Source organism: Paraflavitalea devenefica, from assembly GCF_011759375.1.
Lineage (GTDB): Bacteria > Bacteroidota > Bacteroidia > Chitinophagales > Chitinophagaceae > Paraflavitalea > Paraflavitalea devenefica.
The window spans coordinates 1,972,152-1,993,945 of record NZ_JAARML010000001.1 but is presented as its reverse complement, the minus strand read 5'-3'; the positions used below and the strand labels follow the sequence as shown (position 1 = coordinate 1,993,945).

At 45.8% G+C, this 21,794-nt stretch carries 16 protein-coding genes; 2 read left to right on the top strand and 14 right to left on the bottom strand.

What is annotated here, in order from left to right; translation table 11 throughout:
* Positions 1 to 3: 3 nt before the first annotated feature.
* From HB364_RS08165 to HB364_RS08100, 14 genes are all read right to left on the bottom strand, one after another.
* Positions 4 to 1,632: a hypothetical protein gene (locus tag HB364_RS08165; protein ID WP_167287375.1), complete on the bottom strand. Its 1,629-nt coding sequence runs from the start codon at positions 1,630 to 1,632 to the stop codon at positions 4 to 6.
* A 125-nt stretch (positions 1,633 to 1,757) separates the two neighbouring features.
* Positions 1,758 to 4,706, bottom strand: a complete 2,949-nt coding sequence (locus tag HB364_RS08160; protein WP_167287374.1) for a TonB-dependent receptor — start codon at positions 4,704 to 4,706, stop codon at positions 1,758 to 1,760.
* Positions 4,707 to 4,801: 95 nt separating this feature from the next.
* Complete coding sequence (locus HB364_RS08155) at positions 4,802 to 6,322, bottom strand: TSUP family transporter (protein WP_167287373.1); 1,521 nt, start codon at positions 6,320 to 6,322, stop codon at positions 4,802 to 4,804.
* A 36-nt stretch (positions 6,323 to 6,358) separates the two neighbouring features.
* Positions 6,359 to 8,032, bottom strand: coding sequence for an NADPH-dependent assimilatory sulfite reductase hemoprotein subunit (locus HB364_RS08150; RefSeq protein ID WP_167287371.1), 1,674 nt, complete (start codon positions 8,030 to 8,032; stop codon positions 6,359 to 6,361).
* Between the two features lie 50 nt (positions 8,033 to 8,082).
* Complete coding sequence (locus tag HB364_RS08145) at positions 8,083 to 9,816, bottom strand: diflavin oxidoreductase (protein ID WP_167287370.1); 1,734 nt, start codon at positions 9,814 to 9,816, stop codon at positions 8,083 to 8,085.
* Positions 9,800 to 10,654: a uroporphyrinogen-III C-methyltransferase gene (cobA, locus tag HB364_RS08140; protein ID WP_208419874.1), complete on the bottom strand. Its 855-nt coding sequence runs from the start codon at positions 10,652 to 10,654 to the stop codon at positions 9,800 to 9,802. The genes HB364_RS08145 and cobA overlap by 17 nt, the downstream gene beginning before the upstream one ends.
* An 85-nt stretch (positions 10,655 to 10,739) precedes the next feature.
* Positions 10,740 to 11,981 carry a sulfate adenylyltransferase subunit 1 gene (locus tag HB364_RS08135; RefSeq protein WP_167287369.1) on the bottom strand — a complete coding sequence of 414 codons (1,242 nt, stop codon included), beginning with the start codon at positions 11,979 to 11,981 and terminating at the stop codon, positions 10,740 to 10,742.
* Positions 11,982 to 12,011: 30 nt separating this feature from the next.
* Complete coding sequence (gene cysD / locus HB364_RS08130) at positions 12,012 to 12,920, bottom strand: sulfate adenylyltransferase subunit CysD (RefSeq protein WP_167287367.1); 909 nt, start codon at positions 12,918 to 12,920, stop codon at positions 12,012 to 12,014.
* 63 nt (positions 12,921 to 12,983) lie between these two features.
* A complete protein-coding gene (locus tag HB364_RS08125) occupies positions 12,984 to 13,700 on the bottom strand; it encodes a phosphoadenylyl-sulfate reductase (protein ID WP_167287365.1) in 717 nt (238 codons plus the stop codon).
* A gap of 270 nt (positions 13,701 to 13,970) precedes the next feature.
* Complete coding sequence (locus tag HB364_RS08120; protein WP_167287363.1) at positions 13,971 to 15,086, bottom strand: formylglycine-generating enzyme family protein; 1,116 nt, start codon at positions 15,084 to 15,086, stop codon at positions 13,971 to 13,973.
* A gap of 26 nt (positions 15,087 to 15,112) precedes the next feature.
* Positions 15,113 to 16,228, bottom strand: coding sequence for a glycoside hydrolase family 18 protein (locus HB364_RS08115; protein ID WP_208419873.1), 1,116 nt, complete (start codon positions 16,226 to 16,228; stop codon positions 15,113 to 15,115).
* A gap of 94 nt (positions 16,229 to 16,322) precedes the next feature.
* Positions 16,323 to 16,757, bottom strand: a complete 435-nt coding sequence (locus tag HB364_RS08110; protein WP_167287361.1) for a hypothetical protein — start codon at positions 16,755 to 16,757, stop codon at positions 16,323 to 16,325.
* A gap of 11 nt (positions 16,758 to 16,768) precedes the next feature.
* Positions 16,769 to 17,812, bottom strand: a complete 1,044-nt coding sequence (locus HB364_RS08105) for an AAA family ATPase (RefSeq protein WP_167287360.1) — start codon at positions 17,810 to 17,812, stop codon at positions 16,769 to 16,771.
* A gap of 111 nt (positions 17,813 to 17,923) precedes the next feature.
* Entirely contained in the window at positions 17,924 to 20,191 is a 2,268-nt protein-coding gene (locus HB364_RS08100) for an aconitate hydratase (protein ID WP_167287358.1), read from the bottom strand.
* Positions 20,192 to 20,360: 169 nt separating this feature from the next.
* On the opposite strand from HB364_RS08100, the gene HB364_RS08095 reads away from it, so the two are divergent.
* The gene (locus HB364_RS08095; RefSeq protein ID WP_119052007.1) at positions 20,361 to 20,582 is read left to right on the top strand and encodes a PspC domain-containing protein; all 222 of its coding nucleotides are present in this window, start codon (positions 20,361 to 20,363) and stop codon (positions 20,580 to 20,582) included.
* 88 nt (positions 20,583 to 20,670) lie between these two features.
* On the top strand, positions 20,671 to 21,660 hold the full coding sequence (locus HB364_RS08090; protein WP_167287356.1) for a helix-turn-helix domain-containing protein: 990 nt from the start codon (positions 20,671 to 20,673) through the stop codon (positions 21,658 to 21,660).
* Positions 21,661 to 21,794: the final 134 nt, after the last annotated feature.

The following is a 21,794-nucleotide window of genomic DNA, read 5'->3' as shown; positions in this document are numbered from 1 at the left end:
AGGCTATTTTTTAGTATTCAGCATTTTCTCTACATGCGTAAGCCGGCGTGCAAAATCCTCATTGTCCGGGTATAGGTTTTTCATGAATACAAGCAACTCACGGGCCGATTTATAATTGCTTTTCCTTACATAGAAGCCGCTTACTTCCCCAATGGCGTTCGTCAACAACATTTTGTTTTGCATGTCAAGAGCAGGTTTTTCCTGCTGTAAAGTTTCTTTTAACAGTGTCAGGTATCTTATGCCTTCTTTGTCATTTTCTTCATCATACAACATGCCTACCTGGGTAGCAAGGCAAAAGATATAATACTCCTGTAGTTTATTTGTTTTCTTCAGGAAAGGATAGGTAGCAAAGTAGGATTTTAATGAGTCAATAACCGTTTTTTCCGCACCCATTTTAGACACCAGTTCCCGGATGGTTCCTGTAATTAACTCCTGTATCAGCAAATCATTCCGGTTCAGGTTGTACAACAGGTCTAAAAACGCCCTGGAAGAATCTGATCTTTCCTTAATAGAAAAGTAATGTGCTGAATTATAATAATGATCATATTGCAGATCGTACACCAGTGCCGAATCCTTCACATGCTGCATAACTGTATTATAGATCTGCAGGTACCTAGAACGATCAGGATGCTGGAATAAATACTTTTTCGTAGCGCCTTTCATATAATCACCAATCATTTCCTTTGCCAGCTTCACATTGCCCACCTGCATGTAACGGATATAACCGGGAAAGACTTTTTCTTCTGCTTCTCCATTTTCCTCCGATTTCAGGATAAAGCTGGCCAGGGTAATGGAAATAAAGTATTTGATCTTTTTATCCGGGTATAGGAAATAAGCACGCTCAAAATACCGGTAGGCCTTTTCATAATTCTCTTCCTGTGTGGCGGCAACACCCATGTTATAATACAACAGGCCGGTAAGCTCTCTCAGGCCAATCGCTTTATCATTGTAGAAATGCTTTTTAAACAATTCGTCCTGGTTGCCATTTGTCCACTCTTCTTTGGAAATGATCTTATTATTATACAGGTACTCCACGAACTGTTGCCGGGATTTATCATTCAATTGCCATGCAGTAGCGCCGGGAGCGGTGGTTTCAAAAATAACATTATGCGATGTAGGCGCGGCAACAATATATACATGGTCCGGAGTCTCATGAATATCGTATTCTATAGCCAGCTTGCCCAGCAATAGGGCATATAAGGCAGATGCCGTTGCGCAATTATATTTTCCATTGTCGAAGATCTCTGAAAAAGCAGGGTTATCTACATATTGACCCAAAAAGGCATCATGGATCTCTTTGTAAAGTTTCTTAAGCTCTTTACTGGTATAAGTTTTATTGCCGGATAAATTCTTTGATTGTATAAATGATTCCAGCTTATCCGCCAGTTCTTTTACGGCAGTATTATTTCTTTTGGTATTGCCCGCCAATAACATAAGCCGGAAGTAGTCGACATTCTTTTGCGCCAGCAGTTCTGTAAATAATCTCTTTTCCGTAGAGTCTGCAAATACATCGAGGTTTAAGATCAGCCTTTGTTCAGCTTCATCACCATCCTGGCTGAAAGCGAAAATAGGTAGCAGGGTAATCAGCACAAACAGGAATGTGCAGCATCTTTTTACGGATAGCGTGTACATATAAGGGTTTTAGACTACTAAGATAACACCCTTTGGGATAGGTTAATACTTATTATCCTCAAATAGAAAAGGCCCCACCAGCTTATTAAAACCGGCAAGGCCCTCATTCATGCACATATAATATTTTATTTCAATAACCCATCTACCGTAATAGCTACATAATACAAGCCGCCAATGGTGGGCCCACCGGCATATTGCAGGTAGCGGTGATTTAAAAGATCAGTGCCGCCCACTTTAATGGTACTGAATACTTTGGGTATGCGATAAGTAACCTGCGCATCCACTGTTTGATAAGCAGCTACACGGCCGGTAACCAGGGGGCTTTCCCACAGGAAAGCATCCTGCCATCTCCAGGTTACATTAAAGCCTAACTCCTTGGTAATAGCACGATTGCCAAAAGATACATTGGCTGTCCATTTCGGTGTATTAAATCCTGTTACAAACAGATCGGGGGTTGCATTTCCTTTGATCTCATTGTAGTTCAGGTTACCGGAAAGTGCATAGGTTTTGTGTACATTATAAGTAATACCCAATGAAGAGCCATAAGTAGTGTACTTATTAATAGCATTGGTATAAACCCTGTAGCGGTCCTGTCCCTTACTGGCAGCCGTAGCAGGTGAAGTGGACGTAGCATCCTTTGCAGGTTGCGCATCGCGGTTCCTATCAATCATCGCTATCACGGCGGTGTCCGAACCAATTGTTGCACCCTTCGGAACATATACCTGTACCTGGCCCAGGAAGCCATCATAAACATTAGCATAAGCATCAAAGTCAATAAACAGCTTATTATGCAGTAAAACGCCTTTGTACCCGATCTCAAAAGAGTTAATTCCCTCCGGCCGTCCATCCGGCAAATTAGCAGGCTTTAACAGGTCTCTGTTTGCGAGGGCAGCCTGGTCAGTATTGCCTGCTGCCTTCACTGCCGCATTGAATGCCGCTACAGATGGCTGTGTATAACTGTTCTCCCTGAAGCCTAATCCTTCATTGATAATAGGTAGAATACCTACGCGCTTTACGCGGCCATTGTTTACGTAAGACAGCGCCTCAAATAAGGCCGGGAACCTGTACCCCTGCTGAAAAGTAAAGCGGATATTATGGTGCTCTTTCAGGGTATATACAGCGGCTACGCGGGGCGTGAATTTAGGATCAAACTCCGGGTTATAATCATAGCGTAAGGAGGCGAAAATCTTGAGCTTATCATCAAAGAATGTTTTGGTAGCCTGCACAAAACCGCCAAACTTTTTATAATAAACATTACTGCCATAGCTTCCGTCCTTTTCAGGCAGGTTCCTTTCAGCAATAGGCCGGCTGAAATCCACAAAGTTGTTACCATCTGGGATCAATTCATACACCCGCGCATCGGCGCCTACCAGGATGTCGGCCACTTTCACGTACTTGTTCAGGTTCCATTGGCCTTCTACATGGTAGATATTACTCTTCTGGATCAAAGCCGCTCCGCCGGTTACAGGCGCATCGGGGATTGTAGAGGACTTGATGTCCCAGTTATTGATCCTGATAATAGAATCTTTTACCCGGTTGAATCGTGCAGTACCCGGCTCAGCACGGCTGGCATCTGCCTGCTGGCGGGCATAGGCTGTTGCAGCAGCGAGGTTGGCAGAGGTTAACTCACCACCATTGGCGGAAGCATAAGCATTCAGGGCCGCTTTATATTTGGCAGCCCAGGCCGTACCACTACCGCCTGTATAAAGGTCCATATTATCAGCCAGGGGCTTTACATTGTACGAGTTCCCCGTCCTTTCCCGGGAAACATAGGCATTGATGCTATAGTTAATACCTTTTAACTGCAGGTGATGGTTTTGCACCACCACATTATCCAGTTTCACCTTATTACCACGCTGGAAAACCCCGTCCATTTTACCTATCCGGTAAGAGTAAGACAACAAGGTGTTGGAATTTAAACGGTAATGCAAAGCCGCATCAAATTTCAGGTTATCCACTTTCGGGTCAACCAGGTCTTTTTCCCAATAACCTGTCCGGGCTACTGTTAACGTTCTGCCGCTTACGTCGTCAATGGTCAGGTCAGTAATAGAAACAGTATTGCTCAACTGTAAGGCGTCATCCCCATATTTATTCCAGCCGTCAAACGCGATATTGTTATCACCGTTCAAAGCAGGATAAGCAGGGTTAGCAGTATTCTTATTATTAGGGTTCTGGTCCAGGCGTGTATTGGAGATCCAGTCAATGCCCTGCATGTAGCTGGCGTTGATCTTGAAAGCAAACTTATTCTTAAAGGCTTTGGCATAGCGGATGGCTGTTTCTGTCAATATACCTGCATCGTGGTCTTTATTGTCTACATGGTTCACGCCGGTTTTGTGGTAAACGCTTAAACCCTGGTTAGTAAAAGGGTCTCTGGTCAACAGGTTGGCCATGCCATTCACGGCGTTCATACCATATAATGCGGAGGCTGCACCAGGTGTAATTTCAACGCTCTGGATATCCAGCTCGGTGGGGCCGATGGCATTGCCCAATGGTACGCCCAGCGTGGCAGCCTGCATATCCACACCGTCTACCAATTGCATAAAACGGAAATTATTGGGGATATTAAAGCCGCGGGTATTAGGTACTTTGAAGGTAAGGCTGGAGGTGGTCATCTGCACACCCTTGATATTTTCCAGGGCGTCATAAAAGCTGGGGGCTGCCGTTTGCCTGATAGCCCTGATATCGAGCTTATCAATCGCCACCGGCGATTTCAGGAGATTCTCCGGCACCCGGGAAGCAGTAATTACCACCTCATTGCCCAGGAAGCTTTGGGTGGCCAGTGCTACCTGGAGATTAGAACCGAGGCTTTTTACCTCCAGCTCCTGTTCTTTAAATCCGATAGAAGAAAAAACAAGTGTGAAGGGAAGTTTTGTTTTTGTACGTAATGTAAACTCTCCTGTTTTGCTGGTAATGGTACCTTGTACAGTTCCTTTGATCTGAATACTCACATCGGCCAGTGGCTCATGTTTTTCCTGGTCTGTTACCCGTCCCGATACTTCAATAAGATTTACCTCCTGTCCATGAACAGAAGTTAGGAAGATAACAGCCAATAGCAGTAAAAATGCCTGTTTCATGTCTCCGTTGATTGTTTAATGTTAAAGTCTATTATTTTTATAGACTATATACTTATAAAAAAGCCCGGTCTATATACATAGCCGGGGGTATATTATCAGAATATCTTAATAATGATCTTAATACTCCAGAACATCACCAGCAATCCCAATAAGATCAAAGATGTTTTCCGGGGTAATTTACCGGTTAACTTAGCAGCAATAGGAGCTGCCAGTAAGCCACCAATGATCAGCGCTACAATTACCTGCCAGTGGGTAACACCCAATAAAGTAAAGAAGGTAAAGGCGCTGGCCAGTGTTACAAAAAACTCGGTAAGACTTACAGAGCCAATGACAAAACGGGGGCTTCTGCCCTTGGTGATCAGCGTGGTGGTAACAATCGGACCCCAGCCACCGCCGCCAAAAGAATCAAGGAAGCCACCTGCTCCTGCCAGCAAGCCATAACGCTTGAACTTCTTAGGCTTTTGTTGCTGCTTTTTAAAGGCATTGTAAAAGATCCTAAGGCCCAGGAACATAGTATAGCAGGCCATAATAGGGCGCAAATAAGGCGTATGCGTATCGCCATACAGTGATAGCAATACCGCACCCAAAATAGCCCCAATCACACCGGGAATAACCAATATTTTAAACAGCTTCTTGTTGACGTTACCAAATTTATAATGGCTATACCCTGAGGCCCCACTGGCAAACATTTCAGCCGTATGGATACTGCCGCTGATGGCGGCCAGGTTAACACCCGCCGATAACAGGATGGTAGCACTGGTAACACCATAACCCATTCCCAAAGCGCCATCTACCAGTTGGGCCAGGAAACCGGCCAGTACCATCCAATGGAAATTCTTATCCAGTGTCTGGTACCACTTTACAGTATCATCGGCCATCTGCTGGATAGGCAGGTAAGAGAAAATGAAATGCCCTACCAGCATCAAGGCAAAAATGATCAATGAATAAGTAGCAATCTTTCTCCAGCGCCTTTCTTTCTCTGCCGTATCCCGTTCTATCAGAATCTTAGTGAGCTCATTCAGGCGCTTTACCTTGTATTCAAAGTTCCCATTCAGGCGGTTACGTACTACATGCAGGTTATTGATCACTTCATTCAGCTCACCGGGCAATGCTTTGTTGAGCACTTCCTTGATGCGCTTGGCCGCCGTGGGTGACTTACCGTTAGTAGAGATCGCAATCTTCAGGTTACCTTTCTGCACCACTGAGCTCAGGTAAAAATCACACTGATCGGGCTTATCGGCAGCATTGACCAGTATCTTTCTGGTCCTGGCGGCATCGCGGATAGACTGGCTTACCGCCTGATCATTCACGGCTATAATCACCAGGTCCTTGCCATCCAGGTCAGCTTCTTCAAAAGCACGTTCCTGAATGGTTACGTGCGCATGTCCTGCGGCCAGCTCGCGTACCTGTTCCGATATTTTGGCAGCCACTACGGAAACATGGGCAGCGGGCGCATTGCCCAGGATGGCCGTCAGCTTTTCCAGGCCCACATTACCGGCGCCCACCAATAATACCTCCAGGATCTCCAGCCGGAGAAATACCGGGAACAGGTGATTGGTGTCCTGCCCAATCACAGCCACTTCCGGCACTTCCTTATTTTCTTTCTCTGTCGCCATCCTTTCGGTATTGTTATCGTTTAATTATAAACAGCTTTAAATCGTAACCCATTGTTCGCGAACCGCGAAGTCACCAAAGGTCTCTCCTTTCTTTCTCTTTTTGCTATAGATGCCAAACAGGTTATCCAGTTCCTGCAGGATAGCTGTTTCATCCAGGCTGTCCTTATACTTTTTATTCAGCCGGAAGCCATCGCGATCGCCTCCCAGGTGCATATTGTATTGGCCATAAGCAGTGCCTACAAACCCGATCTCCGCTGCATAAGGCCGGCCGCAACCATTGGGGCAGCCTGTCATACGTATAGAGATCTCATCATCACTGATCTTGTACTTATCCATCAATGGCTCGATCTTACTGATCAGCGTGGGCAGATAACGTTGCGCTTCTGCAAGGGCCAGCGGGCAGGTATTAAATGCCACACAGGCAATAGCACTACGCCGTATTGCACCTGCTTTTTCAGTGTGTGCAATGATACCAAATTGCTGCAAAATATCTTCTACCGCTTTCTTATCTTTTTGCTCAATGTCACTGATAATGACATTCTGGTTACAAGTGAACCGGAAATTGGCTTTACCGGTTTTAGCTACTTCCAGCAGCGCAGTTTTTAAGGCTACCTGGTCGTCGTCCAGTATACGTCCATTTTCAGAAAATACGGTATAATACCATTTTCCTTCATGGTTCTGGTGCCAGCCGTAATAATCGGGGCGATGGTTGAAAGTGAAAGGCTTGGCTTCTTCCAGTGTAAAGCCGCAACGCTTTTCAAGCTCCGCCTTAAAAGCTTCCACGCCCATTTTGTCAACAGTATATTTTAAGCGAGACAACTTACGGTCGCTGCGGTTGCCAAAGTCACGCTGAACAGTAATCACTTCATAGGCCGCCTTCAACGTTTTCTCTTCACCCCGCACAAAACCCAGTATAGTGCCCAGCCGGGGGTAAGTGCTCGCATTGCCATGCGTAGTTCCCAAACCGCCACCTACGGCAATATTGAATCCTATCAGTTTGCCTTTTTCTACAATGGCAATCAGACCGAGGTCGTTCGTAAACACATCCACATCATTATGCGGAGGAATAGCAATAGCGATCTTAAACTTACGGGGCAGGTAACGTTCCTGGTATAAAGGATCTTCTTCCTCCTTTTTGTCCACCAATGGCTTTTCATTCAGCCATACCTCGTAATAAGCTTTTGTTTTCGGCAAGGCCAGTTGGCTCAGTTTGCCGGCATATTGAAACACTTCTTCGTGAATGGGCGACTGCTTAGGGTGCGCGCCACACACCACATTCCGGTTCACATCGCCGCAGGCGGCAATGGCATCCAGGTGAATAGTATTAAAAGCCTGTAAAGTGGGCTTAATATGCGATTTAAGAATGCCGTGCAGTTGAATCGTTTGCCGCGTAGTGATCTTGATCACACCGGTAGAATGGTCACCGGCAATATGATGTAAACCTTCCCACTGCTGTGGGCTCAGAAAACCACCCGGCAGGCGCAAACGCACCATATAGGAGTACAGCCATTCCAACTTTTTGGCGCTCCGCTCTTCCCGGCGGTCACGGTCATCCTGCTGGTACATGCCATGGAACTTGATCAATGCCGTATCATCTTCACGAATTGCCCCGGTCACTTCATCATGCAGGCTCTCCTTTAATGTGCCACGCAACGCATTACTTTCAACCTTGATCTTTTCAATGGGCGATAAATTCTTATTGGTGCTCATATTTTGTTCAACGTTCAATAATTAAAAAACAATAACCCTTACTCCCGGCTCTAATAAACGTCCTTTAAAAACCTTCCCGCTTCTTTTAATTCATCGAGGTATTGTATAGCCTCTACTCCGGTTTTGCCGCCGCAACGCTCAATTACCTGCAACACGGCATACTCCACATCTATCGCCATCGGGTTCTTAGCCCCGCATATATAGATATAAGCTCCGCTGCTGATCCAATTCCACAACTCAACAGCCTGTTCCAGTATACGGTGTTGTACGTATACTTTATAGGCTTTATCACGGGAAAAAGCAAGACTTATCTTTGTCAGAGCACCCGTTTGCAGCCAGTTCTGTATCTCTGTCTGATACAGGAAATCTGTTACAAAATGCTGGTCACCAAAGAACAACCAGTTACGGCCTCCCGCTCCGGCAGCATCACGCTCGGCCAGGAAAGAGCGGAAAGGTGCAACCCCTGTTCCCGGGCCTATCATGATCACATCCTTATCAGCTTCGGGTAAACGGAATTGATGGTTCTTGTGTATATAGAATTCAAGCTCACTGTCGGGAGTCAGGTGCTGGGACAGGAAATCGGAGCAGAGCCCGTATTTGAGTTCCTGGTTAATATAAAAAGTATCCCTGGCCACGGTAATATGTACTTCCCCGCTGTGTGCTGCCGGAGAAGAAGAGATGGAATACAGCCGTGGAGTAATAGGCTCCAGGATAGCAATCACCTCATGGAACTGCTGTACATCTTTTACCGGATAGATCTTCATCAGGTCTACCAGTCCGATCTTTGTTTCGGGAATATCCTGTTTTACAATGGCCGCATATTGCTTTACCACCCGTTCAGGCAGCCAGGTAACATTAATGCGTTTCTTTAAATGATTATAAATGGAATCCTCCTCATTGCGGAAAGTGACAGGCGTACCATTATTGCTGAAACCCAGCGCCAGGATGGTATTCACTACCGTTTTTGAATTCTCTGGTACAATACCGATAGCATCGCCCGGGGCATAATCTATTTCATCTTCTACGCCGATCTCAATATGATAAGTCTCCTTGGAGGAACCGCGATCATTCAGGTTCACCTTGGTTAAAACACTGCCCTTGTATATTTTTTTGCCCGTGGCTTTTTTGGCAACCGGCGTACCGGCTGTTGCCGCAGGAGCGCTGCTGCCTGCAGTAGTCAACTGCTTCAATACATTGGAGAACCAGCCGGAAGCCTCAGCCTGGTAATCGGTATCACAACGTTGTAGGGACGCGATGCGCTGGCCGCCCAGGCGCTGTAATTGTGCATCTACATCTTCCCCTGCTTTACAAAATAAAGGATAGGAAGTATCGCCCAGCGCCAGTACGCCAAACTTCAACTGGTTCAGCTTAAAACCATTCTGGTGGATATGGTCATAAAACTTCTTAGCGGTGGCAGGTGGCTCGCCCTCACCCTGTGTACTGATAATGGTAAAGAAGTATTCTTCTTTGGAAAGATCATTGAGCCTGTACTGATCAAGGCTTACAAGCTTTGCATTGATACCGCTCTTCTTTGCCTGGGAAGCGAAATCGGCAGCCAGCTTCTTGGAATTACCGGTTTCGGTACCATAGGCAATAGTAATCTTCTGTACAGCAGGTACGGCAGCTTTTACTTCAGCCGCTGCTGCAGGCGCTTGCTGAAGTGCCTGTACCGGCTGATTTTGTGCCAGCAGGCCAGCCAGGTACCCATTCATCCAGATCAACTCTTCTTTGGAGGATGAATGAACCAGATCAAGCAACATCTTCAATTTAGGCTCTACTAACATGGTCTTTTACTTTTTCAGTATGGTCGGTTATGGTTGTAAACAATTTGGCTACAGGTTTGAAATAATCTTCCCGGCTATTGCTGTTGGCCAGCCAGCGGAACTGCTCATGCAGCGCTACTACCTTGCCAATGATCACCAGGGAAGGCGATATGAACTTTTTGCCTTTCAGTTGTTGGTCGTATTCATAGATATTCGTCACGTGTACATTTTGCAGGGGTGTAGTAGCCTGTTCTACCACCGCCAGCAACTTATCAGCGCTTATAGTATGCTTTGTCAGGTTGGCTACTACACCGTCCAGCGTTTCAGACGACATGTAGAATACCAATGTATCATTGGTGGCAGCCAGTTCTTTCCAGTAATTGTCCGTTACCACATCCGATTTGTAGTAAGTGAGAAAGCGTACCGCAGTGGTATAAGTCCGGGCAGTGAGCGGAATGCCGGCATAAGCAGCAGCACCCAGGGCAGCCGTCACACCCGGCACAATTTCATAAGGTATCGCATGCTCAGCCAGTACCTCCAATTCATCCAGGATATTAGAGAAGATAGAGACATCACCACCTTTCAATCTTACCACCAGTTTACCCTTTGCAGCATACTCCACCAGCAGTTCATTGATGGTTTCCTGCGGTGTGGAAGCGCCCCGGCGGCATTGCTTGCCTACATATACTAGTTCAGCTTCCGGACGTACATACGTCTTCAGGATATCTTCACTTACCAGGCGGTCGGTCAATACCACATCGGCCTGTTGCAGGTACCGGGCCACCTTAATGGTCAGCAGCTCGGGATCACCCGGGCCAGCGCCCGCCAGAATCACTTTGCCTGTTTGCTTCCTGCTCATTATGTCTACTTTTTTAGTAGATTAAAAGGGTAAAAAAATTAAGTATTACTATCCCTCAGGATGTCACCCCTGACATAAACTACTTCTACTGGATCATACAAGCACCTACCGTAACATGACTTGTTTCATCAATTAAGATAGCGCCGCCATTGGCCCTTAACTCCTGGTAAGAGTCATAGGGAATGGGTGAAGCCGTTTTTATAGTGGCTTTAATGACATCATTCAGTACTGCCTGCTGAGGTGCTTCATTCTTTTCGAGCGTATTCACATCCAGCTTGTATTCAATATTCCGTACTACGGCACGCACCGACCGGCTATTGATCTGCAACAGGTACTTATTGCCGGGGATCAATGGCTTATTGTCCATCCAGCACAACAACACTTCCAGTTCCTGTGCGGTCTTCACCGGCTGTGCGGTATTGACGATCACATCACCACGGCTGATATCAATATTATCTTCCAGGTGCAGGATCGCGCTTTGCGGGGCAAATGCTTCCAATACGGGTGCGCCACCAATCTCGATGGCTTTGATCTTACTTTGAATACCGGCAGGCTGTATAGTCACTGCATCACCTACTTTGTAAACCCCGCTGATGACTTTCCCGGCATAACCCCGGTAATCGTGCAACTCTTCTGTCTGGGGGCGGATCACATACTGCACCGGGAAACGGGCATCGGTCAGGTTAATGGTATCCTGTACTTCTACTTCTTCCAGGAAATGCAGCAGGGATGGTCCTTCATACCAGCGCAGCTTCTCCGACTTCTCTACAATGTTATCCCCCTGTAAAGCACTGATGGGAATATAGGTTACCTGCTTCAGGCCCAGCGACTGGGCTACTTTTGCATAGTCTATTACAATATTGTTGTAGATATCCTGGGAGAAATTCACCAGGTCCATCTTATTAATGGCTACTACTACATGGGGAATATTCAATAAAGAAGCGATGATCGAATGGCGGCGGGTTTGTTCCGCTACCCCATTGCGGGCATCAATCAGGATAATCGCCAGGTCGGCATTGGAAGCGCCGGTCACCATATTGCGGGTATATTGAATATGCCCCGGTGCATCGGCAATAATGAACTTACGCTTAGGCGTAGAAAAATATTTGTAAGCTACATCAATCGTAATACCCTGTTCCCGCTCTGCACGCAGGCCATCAGTCAGTAAAGCCAGGTCAATCTCCCCGTCTTCCTTATTCTTGCTCTGCCGCTCAATCGCTTCCAGTTGATCAATCATGATACTCTTACTATCATACAGCAACCGGCCAATCAAGGTGCTTTTGCCATCATCCACGCTACCGGCAGTTATGAAACGAAGTAAGTCCATATTGTATGCTTATAATTTTTTTAAATTGATTTAGAAATATCCGTTCTTCTTCCTGTCTTCCATCGCTGCTTCCGACACCTTATCATCAATACGCGTTTCGCCTCTTTCGCTGGTCTTGGTAGCAGTGATCTCTGTAATAATATCATCAATCGTGGAAGCACCTGATTCTACTGCCGCCGTACAGGTCATATCCCCTACGGTACGGTAACGCACCTTCTTGGTGATCACTTTATCGGAAGGCTCCAGTTGAATAAATTCAGAAACAGCCACCAGTTGCCCTTCATGTTCTATCACTTCCCGGTCATGGGAGAAATAAATAGAAGGCAGTTCTATTTTCTCGCGGCGGATATAATTCCATACGTCCAGCTCTGTCCAGTTGCTGATGGGGAACACCCGTACATTCTCTCCTTTATGGATCTTACCGTTGTAGGTATTCCACAATTCGGGGCGTTGCAGCTTGGGGTCCCATTGACCAAATTCATCCCGTACAGAAAAGATCCTTTCCTTGGCCCTGGCCTTTTCTTCATCCCGGCGGGCGCCGCCTATGCAGGCGTCAAACTTAAACTCTTCAATCGTATCCAGCAGTGTATAAGTTTGCAGGGCATTGCGGCTGGCGAATTTTCCTTTGGGCTCTGTAAGTTGTTTTGCCTTGATGGTATCTCCCACATTACGCACGATCAGCTTTTCACCCAATGTGGCGGCCAGCCGGTCGCGGTATTCCAATGCTTCCGGGAAATTATGCCCGGTATCAATATGCACCAACGGGAAAGGGAATTTACCGGGGCGGAATGCTTTCAACGCCAGTTGAACAAGTGTAATAGAATCCTTACCGCCCGAAAACAACAAGGCCGGCCGTTCAAACTGGCCCGCCACTTCACGAAAGATGTGTATCGCTTCCGATTCCAACTGATCCAGGTAATCTAATCTGTAAGCACTCATTCGTTCGATATTTTTATTACTTCAAAAGTATTTATTACTAATCATTGTTTCCCTGCCCACACCTCAGGAATGCACATGCAGTCCGCATTCCTTTTTGGCAGCATCTTCCCACCACCAGCGACCTGCCCGGAAATCTTCTCCCGGCCTGATGGCCCTTGTACAGGGCGCACAACCGATACTTACAAATCCTTTATCATGCAGGGGATTGTAAGGAACATTGTTGTCATCAATATACTTACGCACCTGTTCGGTGGTCCAATGCAACAGGGGATTGTATTTGATCACCTGGTTGCTTTCATCCCATTCCAGGACAGTGAGGTTATGCCTGTCGGGAGAATGCTCTGCACGCAAGCCTGTTACCCAAACCGCATTGCCCTTTAATGCCCGCTTCAGCGGCTCCACCTTGCGGATAAAGCAGCATTGCTTGCGATTGTCTACAGATTCATAAAAGGCATTGGGGCCTTTCTCCTGCACAAACTCTTCCAGTAAGGTATTATTGGGATAATAGGCTTTTACATTCGATTGGTATTTGGCATTGGTACTGCTCCATACAGAATAGGTCTCTGCAAAAAGCCTTCCGGTATCCAGGGTGAATACGCTTATAGGAAGTGTATTGCTCAATATTTCATGGGCAATGACCTGGTCTTCAAAACTAAAACTGGTAGAAAAAGTCACCTGACCCGGAAACTGCTTTGCCAGCAGGGACAGGAACTCCGTAAGAGTTAGTCCACTCGACTGGTAGGTTAATTCGGGGATATAATTTTGTAGTGACGTATTCATGTATATTGACTATTCAGTGGTAATTAAAAAAGAAAGTAAAAAGCAAGTAAGATGGAGGAATGAATCAACAGCAACAACAACAGTTGTAATAATAGCGGGAATTATTGTATTGCATCGCGATAGTGTGTAGCATGAAAAATAATCGTTGACTCAGTAACAAAGATAAGACCCGGCGCGGAAACAGACAACTTTTTCTACCTCTCAGGTAGACTAATACAGATTTTAACAAACAGCAATACTAATGAATGTTAGTTACACTTCCCGGTTGCATTATTTCGATGATACACAACGGAATCCAGTATGCTCTAATCCCGTATCCGGAGAAGTTTTCATGCGTGTGGTAACGCGGTAGCCCTTGCAATAGGAGGCATTGCACATAAATGATCCGCCCCGCACTACTTTCTTGGGTACGGTAGGCTCCATGGGGTCATTGCTTTGGGCAGGTCCTGCCGGGTTGACTGTATTGCTATTTTTCAGGGATGCATACCAGTTTGCATCATACCAGTCACTGCACCATTCCCATACATTGCCGGCCATATCATACAATCCATATTTATTAGGCGTAAAGGACTTAACAGGCGCCAGGGCCTTAAAATGGTCCCAGCCGGTATTTTTATCCGGAAAACTACCCTGCCAGGTATTGGCCTTGGGTTTACCGGTTTCTATTTCTTCAGCGCCCCAGGGATAGCGGGCATTCTGCAGTCCTCCCCTGGCGGCATATTCCCATTCTGCTTCTGTGGGCAGGCGCTTACCCGCCCATTTCGCGTAAGCGGCGGCATCATACCAGGAAATATGTACTACGGGGTAATTGTCTTTTCCTTTTATATCACTGCCTGGCCCCTGCGGATGCTTCCAGTCGGCCCCTTTTTTCCAGGACCACCATTGCGAAGCATCATCTAGCGGTACCGTGTAGGCCGGTGGTGTAAATACGAGCGATGAGGCCACCAACAGACTGTCCGCCGGCTTTGGCGTACCGGCAGGCAATTGCTTTTTAATCTCTTCCCAATCCGGTTTCCGTTCGGCAGTCGTAATATATCCGGTAGCTGCTGTAAACTTCCGGAATTGTGCATTGGTCACTTCGGTAGCATCCATCCAGAAGCCTGCCACAGTAACCGTATGCTGGGGATATTCATCGGAACGGCACTCCTGGTCGGCCGCGCCCATGCCAAAGGTGTTGCCGGCAATCCATATCATGCCTTCATGCGATATACTATCCGATATTGTCAGTGAAGTATCGGCAGCAACTGTACCAAAACGTGTGGGCATATTTGATTCGCAGGAAACAGCCGTATCTTTTTTTTCTGTAGCTACGGTAACAGCAGGATCTGCTGAATTGCAGGAATATAAACTGCCAAATATGATATAAAGCAGGACGCCTCTCTTCATACGCCACAATTTAAGGCATCCAGAGGTTATTTACTTTCTTTCTGCTTTTTCACTTTATCAATCACATCCAGTAAGCCATCTTTTGGTTTATCCAACGTCAGCTCCCAGAACATAATTCCATTCAGCCCTTTGTCTATGGCATAGTTTGTTTTGAGATCAACAGAGAGACTGTCATCATAAGTAGCAAAAAGTTTTTTAGATGGGTTATAGCTATAAGGAGCCTTGGCAATATCATCCCGGTAGGCGGTATATCCATCTGCCTGTGCCAGTACTGTTGGAAAGATTCTGTAAGGAATAAAGCTTTTAAACTTTGTGGGTCTGTATAAGCCATTATTCACGCTGTCTACATTTTCAAATACACGGGCATAGAAAGCTGCGCCTATTACCATTTTATTCCGTGGTATTCCCAAAGATTCAAGATAGGTTACCGCATTATTGGTTGATTCTTTCAGTTCGGGCGTTGAATACAAAGCGGTGTGATGCCCTGTCGTTGTACTATAACCATTCACCAGGTCATAGGTCATAAGATTTACCCGGTCTACAACCGGCATCACCTCTTTCCAGGCAATGGATTCCTCCAGGCATTTGGTAAAGGCACCGGCTGCAAAACTGATCTCATGCTTACTGCCCAATACTTTACGCAAGGCTTTTACCAGTTCTGTAAAATTAGGCCGGTCCTCTTCCTTATATGGATGGCCGGGCGGACCTTCAATAGCGGGATACTCCCAATCCAGGTCAATACCATCCGTTCCCAGCTTATCGGTCCATTGCTTTACCGACAGGGCGAAGGAGTCACGCGCTCCCTTCCTGGAGAAAACATCGGAACAGGTTTTACAACCACCCCAGCCACCCAGCGACAATAATACTTTCAGGGAAGGTTGCTTCTTTTTCAGGGATACCAGTTTCCGGATAACCGGTTCGGCATTGCCTACATACAATTGGTTGCCACGCAGGTAACAAAAGCTATAAATAATATGGGTGAGCTTCTGTACATCGTATTGATCTATTTCTGACGCATTGCCGGAATAATAGGCCAGTACGGCCAGTGGCTGTTTGGCATGTCTGCGGGCAGTCTTTTGTGCCTGGCATTGACTTATGATAAGCAACAAGGCAAGGAGTCGGGAGAAGCGTGATAGCATCATACATGAATTTACACAATTTATGTGCCCTTACCCATGAAGATGTAATGTAGTGAACAGGAATATTTTAAATCAAAGCGAAGCAATGAACAAATGGCTATAATTTTTCCGAAAATTCAGCGGCTGAAATAATCTGTAAATTACCGCCATGCTGCCTTAACTTTTCCTCCAGTCCCGACCTTCGGGATTTGATGTTTGGCGTTACTCTCCGGCCAATTATTCTCCCAAACACCTGATAGTCTTTAAGAGAATTACCAAGGATTCGTAATGAGTTTTCAATTTGTTGTATTGCACTGGTTATATCTGAACCTTTTAACTCAATAAACAATGCCTTCATGGTATCCTGGCAATGCGCCACAATAAGATAATCGCATTTTTTCTGTTGCCTATCCGGAATGAGGCATGGATCCACTGCATATACAGTCAGTACAGCATTAGAACTGTTAATAATTCTGTAAGTCTTTCCTTTCTCTGAAACAGGACAGTCCTTCTTGGTTCCTGAATATTGAATGCAGTCTGTACTTAATGACATAACAATACTTCCTACTTAAATTTAATATCCGCAATCCTGTCATACTCTTCATTCAGCACCTCAGAAATTCTATCTATCTCTTCTGCTTTAATCTGCTTAGTTTCATCATCAATTATCGACCTCACCTTCCCTTCTTCTACAAACCATGCTCCCACATCATCAGGATTCAGCCACAATTTTTCAGGAACAATTTCCTGAACAGACTTATCCTTATTCCCAACCTGATAAGCGTAAATAAAATTATTAATAGCAGTAAGTGTATAAGGGCTATGAGTAGTTATCGTAAGATGATAATTTAAGGGAGCAATCTTTTCAAAAATAAACTTTAGCAGTTCATTCTGGGTAAAAGGAAAAAGTGATAGCTCCGGTTCTTCAATGGAGAGATAAATAGTTTTATTTCCTGCCCTGCTTTTTATCCTGGAAGTCAACCAGCTTAATACAATCAACAAAGGCACAATGGCCTTCAGTCCGCTGGAACTTTCCTGTAGCCTGATTGTCTTTCCATTCTTTAATTCCAGTACGTCTGCTCCATCCCTGAAATGATAGGTTATTCCATCCAAAAACTCAAACGTTTGAGATTTGACTTCCGTTCTTGCGTTTTGAAAAAGCAGGCCAAAATCAGCAATATGTCTGGATAGGGGCGTCTTTTCTTTTGAGAAAAAAAATGATGAACCTGCAATCAGGGGGATTACTGTTCTTTCGGCAGGTACATAAAGCGTGGCAGGCAGGCCATAATAGGATGGGGAAGGCTCGGCAGCCAAACTGGTATATTCGTTTCCGTCAATAAGCATTTCGATTCCTTCGCTGCTCCTGATAAAAATGCTGGTATCAGCTTCCAAACAATTGAAAAGATTCAGCTCTTCCAGAAACTTTTCCTTCTGGTTCCGGTCAGTTGATCCGGCACGCTGATTGTTTGTATAACTCACTGCCCCACTCATCACCTTGGTAATAATACTCTTCCCGCTTCCTTGCGGGCCAATGAATATATTCACCTTCTTCAGGGCTATTTCTGCATCTTTAACAGGGCCAAAGTTTTTAATGACAAGCGTTTCCATAGTATATTACATTAATTAAATATAATTAAAAAGCGAAACACTACTATAGTGTTTCGCTTTTCTTGTATCAGACCACAAAAATACTAAATTATTTAGTTATTTCCAAATATTTTAGTTCCCTGCAAACTGGCGGCGGATCACGTTTAGCGCACCACCTGCTTTGAACCATTCAATTTGTTGTGCATTGTAGGTATGGTTCAGTACGATAGAATCCTTTGATCCGTCGGCATGGTTGGCCACCAGGGTAAGCGGCGTACCAGGCGTAAAGGAGGTAAGGCCCAGGATATCGAAAGTATCATCTTCCTGTATCTTATCGTAATCTTCCTTATTGGCAAAAGTGAGCGCCAGCATACCCTGTTTCTTCAGGTTGGTTTCGTGTATACGGGCAAAGCTCCGTACAACGATGGCGCGCACACCCAGGTGGCGGGGTTCCATAGCCGCATGCTCACGGCTGCTGCCTTCACCATAGTTCTCATCACCTACCACTACGGTGCCAATAGCGGCAGCTTTATAAGCACGTTGCGTAGCTGGTACAGCGCCGTATTCACCACTCAGTTGATTCTTTACAGAGTCAGTCTTCTCATTGAAGAAGTTCACCGCGCCGATCAGCATATTGTTGCTGATATTATCCAGGTGGCCACGGAATTTTAACCAGGGGCCAGCCATAGAGATATGGTCGGTAGTACATTTTCCTTTGGCCTTGATCAACAGCTTCAGCCCTTTCAGGTCAGTACCTTCCCAGGGAGTGAAAGCTTCCAGCAGTTGCAGGCGCTGGGAGTCGGGCTTTACAATTACCTGTACACCGCTACCATCAGCAGCAGGCGCCTGGTAACCCGGATCATCTACGGAGAATCCTTTCGGCGGCAGTTCCACACCGGTAGGTTCATCCAGCATTACTTCCTTGCCTTCTTCATTCTTCAGTTTATCTTTCAGCGGATTGAAAGTAAGGTTACCGGCAATCGCAAAAGCAGTTACCAGCTCGGGAGAAGCTACAAAAGCGTGTGTAGATGCAAAGCCATCATTACGTTTTGCGAAGTTGCGGTTGAAAGAAGTAATGATAGAGTTCTTGCGGTTGGGATCGTCTATGTGACGGGCCCACTGACCGATACAGGGACCACAGGCATTGGCCAGTACCACACCACCGATCTGATCAAAGGTCTTCAGGAAACCATCTTTTTCAATGGTGAAGCGAACTACTTCAGAACCCGGTGTAATGGTAAACTCAGCTTTGGTCTTTAATTTTTTATCGATGGCCTGTTTTGCCAGGGAGGCAGAACGGCTGATATCTTCATAAGAAGAGTTGGTGCAGGAACCGATGAGGGCTACTTCCAGCTTTTCGGGCCAGTTGTTGGCTTTTACCGCTTCAGCAAATTTGCTGATGGGCCATGCGAGGTCGGGTGTGAAAGGACCATTCACATGGGGTTCCAGCTCATTCAGGTTGAGCTCAATTAACTGGTCATAGTATTTTGCAGGATCTGCATATACCTCTTCATCAGGGCGCAGGTGTTCTCGGATACCATCGGCCAGCACAGCCACTTCTTCGCGGCCGGTAGCCTTCAGGTATTCGGCCATCTTTTTATCGTAGGCGAATACAGAGCAGGTAGCGCCAATTTCAGCACCCATGTTACAGATGGTGCCTTTGCCGGTAGCGCTGAGGCTATCGGCGCCTTCACCAAAATATTCTACAATAGCGCCGGTACCACCTTTTACGGTAAGAATACCAGCCACTTTCAGGATCACGTCTTTGGCAGAAGCCCAGCCGCTGAGCTTACCGGTCAGTTTTACACCGATCAGCTTGGGCATTTTCAATTCCCAGGCCAGCCCGGCCATTACATCCACTGCATCTGCGCCACCAACACCGATGGCCACCATGCCCAAACCGCCCGCATTGGGGGTGTGGGAGTCGGTACCGATCATCATACCGCCGGGGAAAGCATAATTTTCCAGTACTACCTGGTGAATGATACCGGCGCCTGGTTTCCAGAAACCGATGCCATATTTATTGGAAATAGAAGCTAAAAAGTCATATACTTCTTTATTAACATCCAGGGCTGTTTTCAGGTCTTCGGTGGCGCCTGTTTTAGCCTGGATCAGGTGATCGCAGTGTACGGTAGAAGGAACGGCTACTTTAGAACGGCCGCAGGTGCTGAACTGCAGCAAGGCCATCTGGGCCGTGGCATCCTGCATTGCCACACGGTCTGGTGCAAAATCCACATAGTCCTTGCCCCGCTCATAAGCCCTGCCTGCAGGAACAAACAGGTGGGAATACAATATTTTTTCTGCTAAAGTCAATGGCTTGCCAACCAGCCTACGGGCTTCTGCAATATGTGCAGGCATGGCCGCATAGAGCTTTTTAATTAAATCCAGATCAAAAACCATGTTAAATATTTTATATTTTAATTATACGATCGCCCACCCTTAATCAAATACCGCCAAAGCCCTCATAAACGCGCCACTCGCATAAAATCGGTGCAAATTTACCTAAAAAATAATTTATTGGTATAAACAGGTGTTAGCATGGTGACTTAAAATGTATTAAATTAGTATCATGAATCGTCTGAGATTTTTTATTGAATGGCAGGCTTATGGTGTGTGTACCGCAATAGGTGAAAGAATGGGCATTGCCACCTCACGCATTCGTACCTGGTTTGTATACATTTCTTTCCTCACCATGGGGTCACCTCTCATTGTTTATTTTGTTCTTGCATTCTGGATGAATATTAAGCGGTACATTTTATCCGTACGCCGTAATCCATTGAAATACCAGTAACACTAACCCCCCCGTTATCCAAAGCAACGAAACAGATCATCCTGTGGTCCGATAGGTATTGCATTTATAACCTGTAAAGGCTGGCATTTTGTTTCAGTTTGACTATACTACATCTGATTATGAGCAACTGTTGCTCAAGCTGGCCGCGCAGCTTGAAATGCCAGTGCATAATAACCAGGTAATATTTCCTGCTTCGGTGGCTAATGGCAGTTTTCTTTTCCTGCCATTGCCCAGCGGCCTGCATGCCTGTATTACCAACTGCACCTTCAACCAGGACTGGTTCATACACCGGAAGCGCAATACAACAGAGGAATTTTACACCCTGCGTTTTGATGAACTTACCATACCCGGCACCCTCATAGTGACGATTGATGAAGAAAAGGTAAAAGAAAAAAATACCAGCAAGTCCATTGCCTATCTCACCAGTTCCCTCTTCGATTGGTCGTACCTCGGCACACAGGGCGGGCATTATAGTTCGATTGGCATCCTGTTTAATAAACAATGGCTGGCCAGGTACCTTGATATCAATACGGTAGAAGATGTGCTATCCACCTATATTTCCCTGAAAGCAGAAAACCTGAACATTGAGCCACTGGATAGTAAATACCGGCAATGGATGCGTACTATTATGGAAGTGGATGAACACAACCCCCTGCGTTTAACTATCATCCAAAACCGGATCATGCTGATGATCGAACGTTTTTTTACCCACCTGTATGATAAAATGAAGAACCCCACCTTCCGGGTACCTTTATCACCGGAAGATATTAACCGGGTAATGCAGATAGAGAATATCCTTACCAAGGACATTTTTCAGCAGGCTCCTTCTATACAACAACTGGCCAAAATGGTTTCCATCAGCGAATCAAAGCTGAAGAAGGATTTTAAGACTATGTATGGCTATCCCATCTATGAATACTACCAAAAAGCCCGTATGCAAGCAGCTCAGGATAAGTTGCTTACCCGTAAATATTCAGTCAAAGAAGTAGCCATGGAACTGGGTTACGCCAACCTCAGCAACTTTACCATTGCCTTTAAAAAAGAGTTTGGTGTGCTGCCCAGCCAGCTTTTGTCATAAACGGGCAATTTTATTGTAATTCCACCCTTTTTAACCTACTCGTTTGAACCAATAGATCTGTGAAGGGTTTCTTAAATAGCCACGCAAACGATTGTTTAAAGACTTTATGGGTAGTATTATACCTACTACAGGTA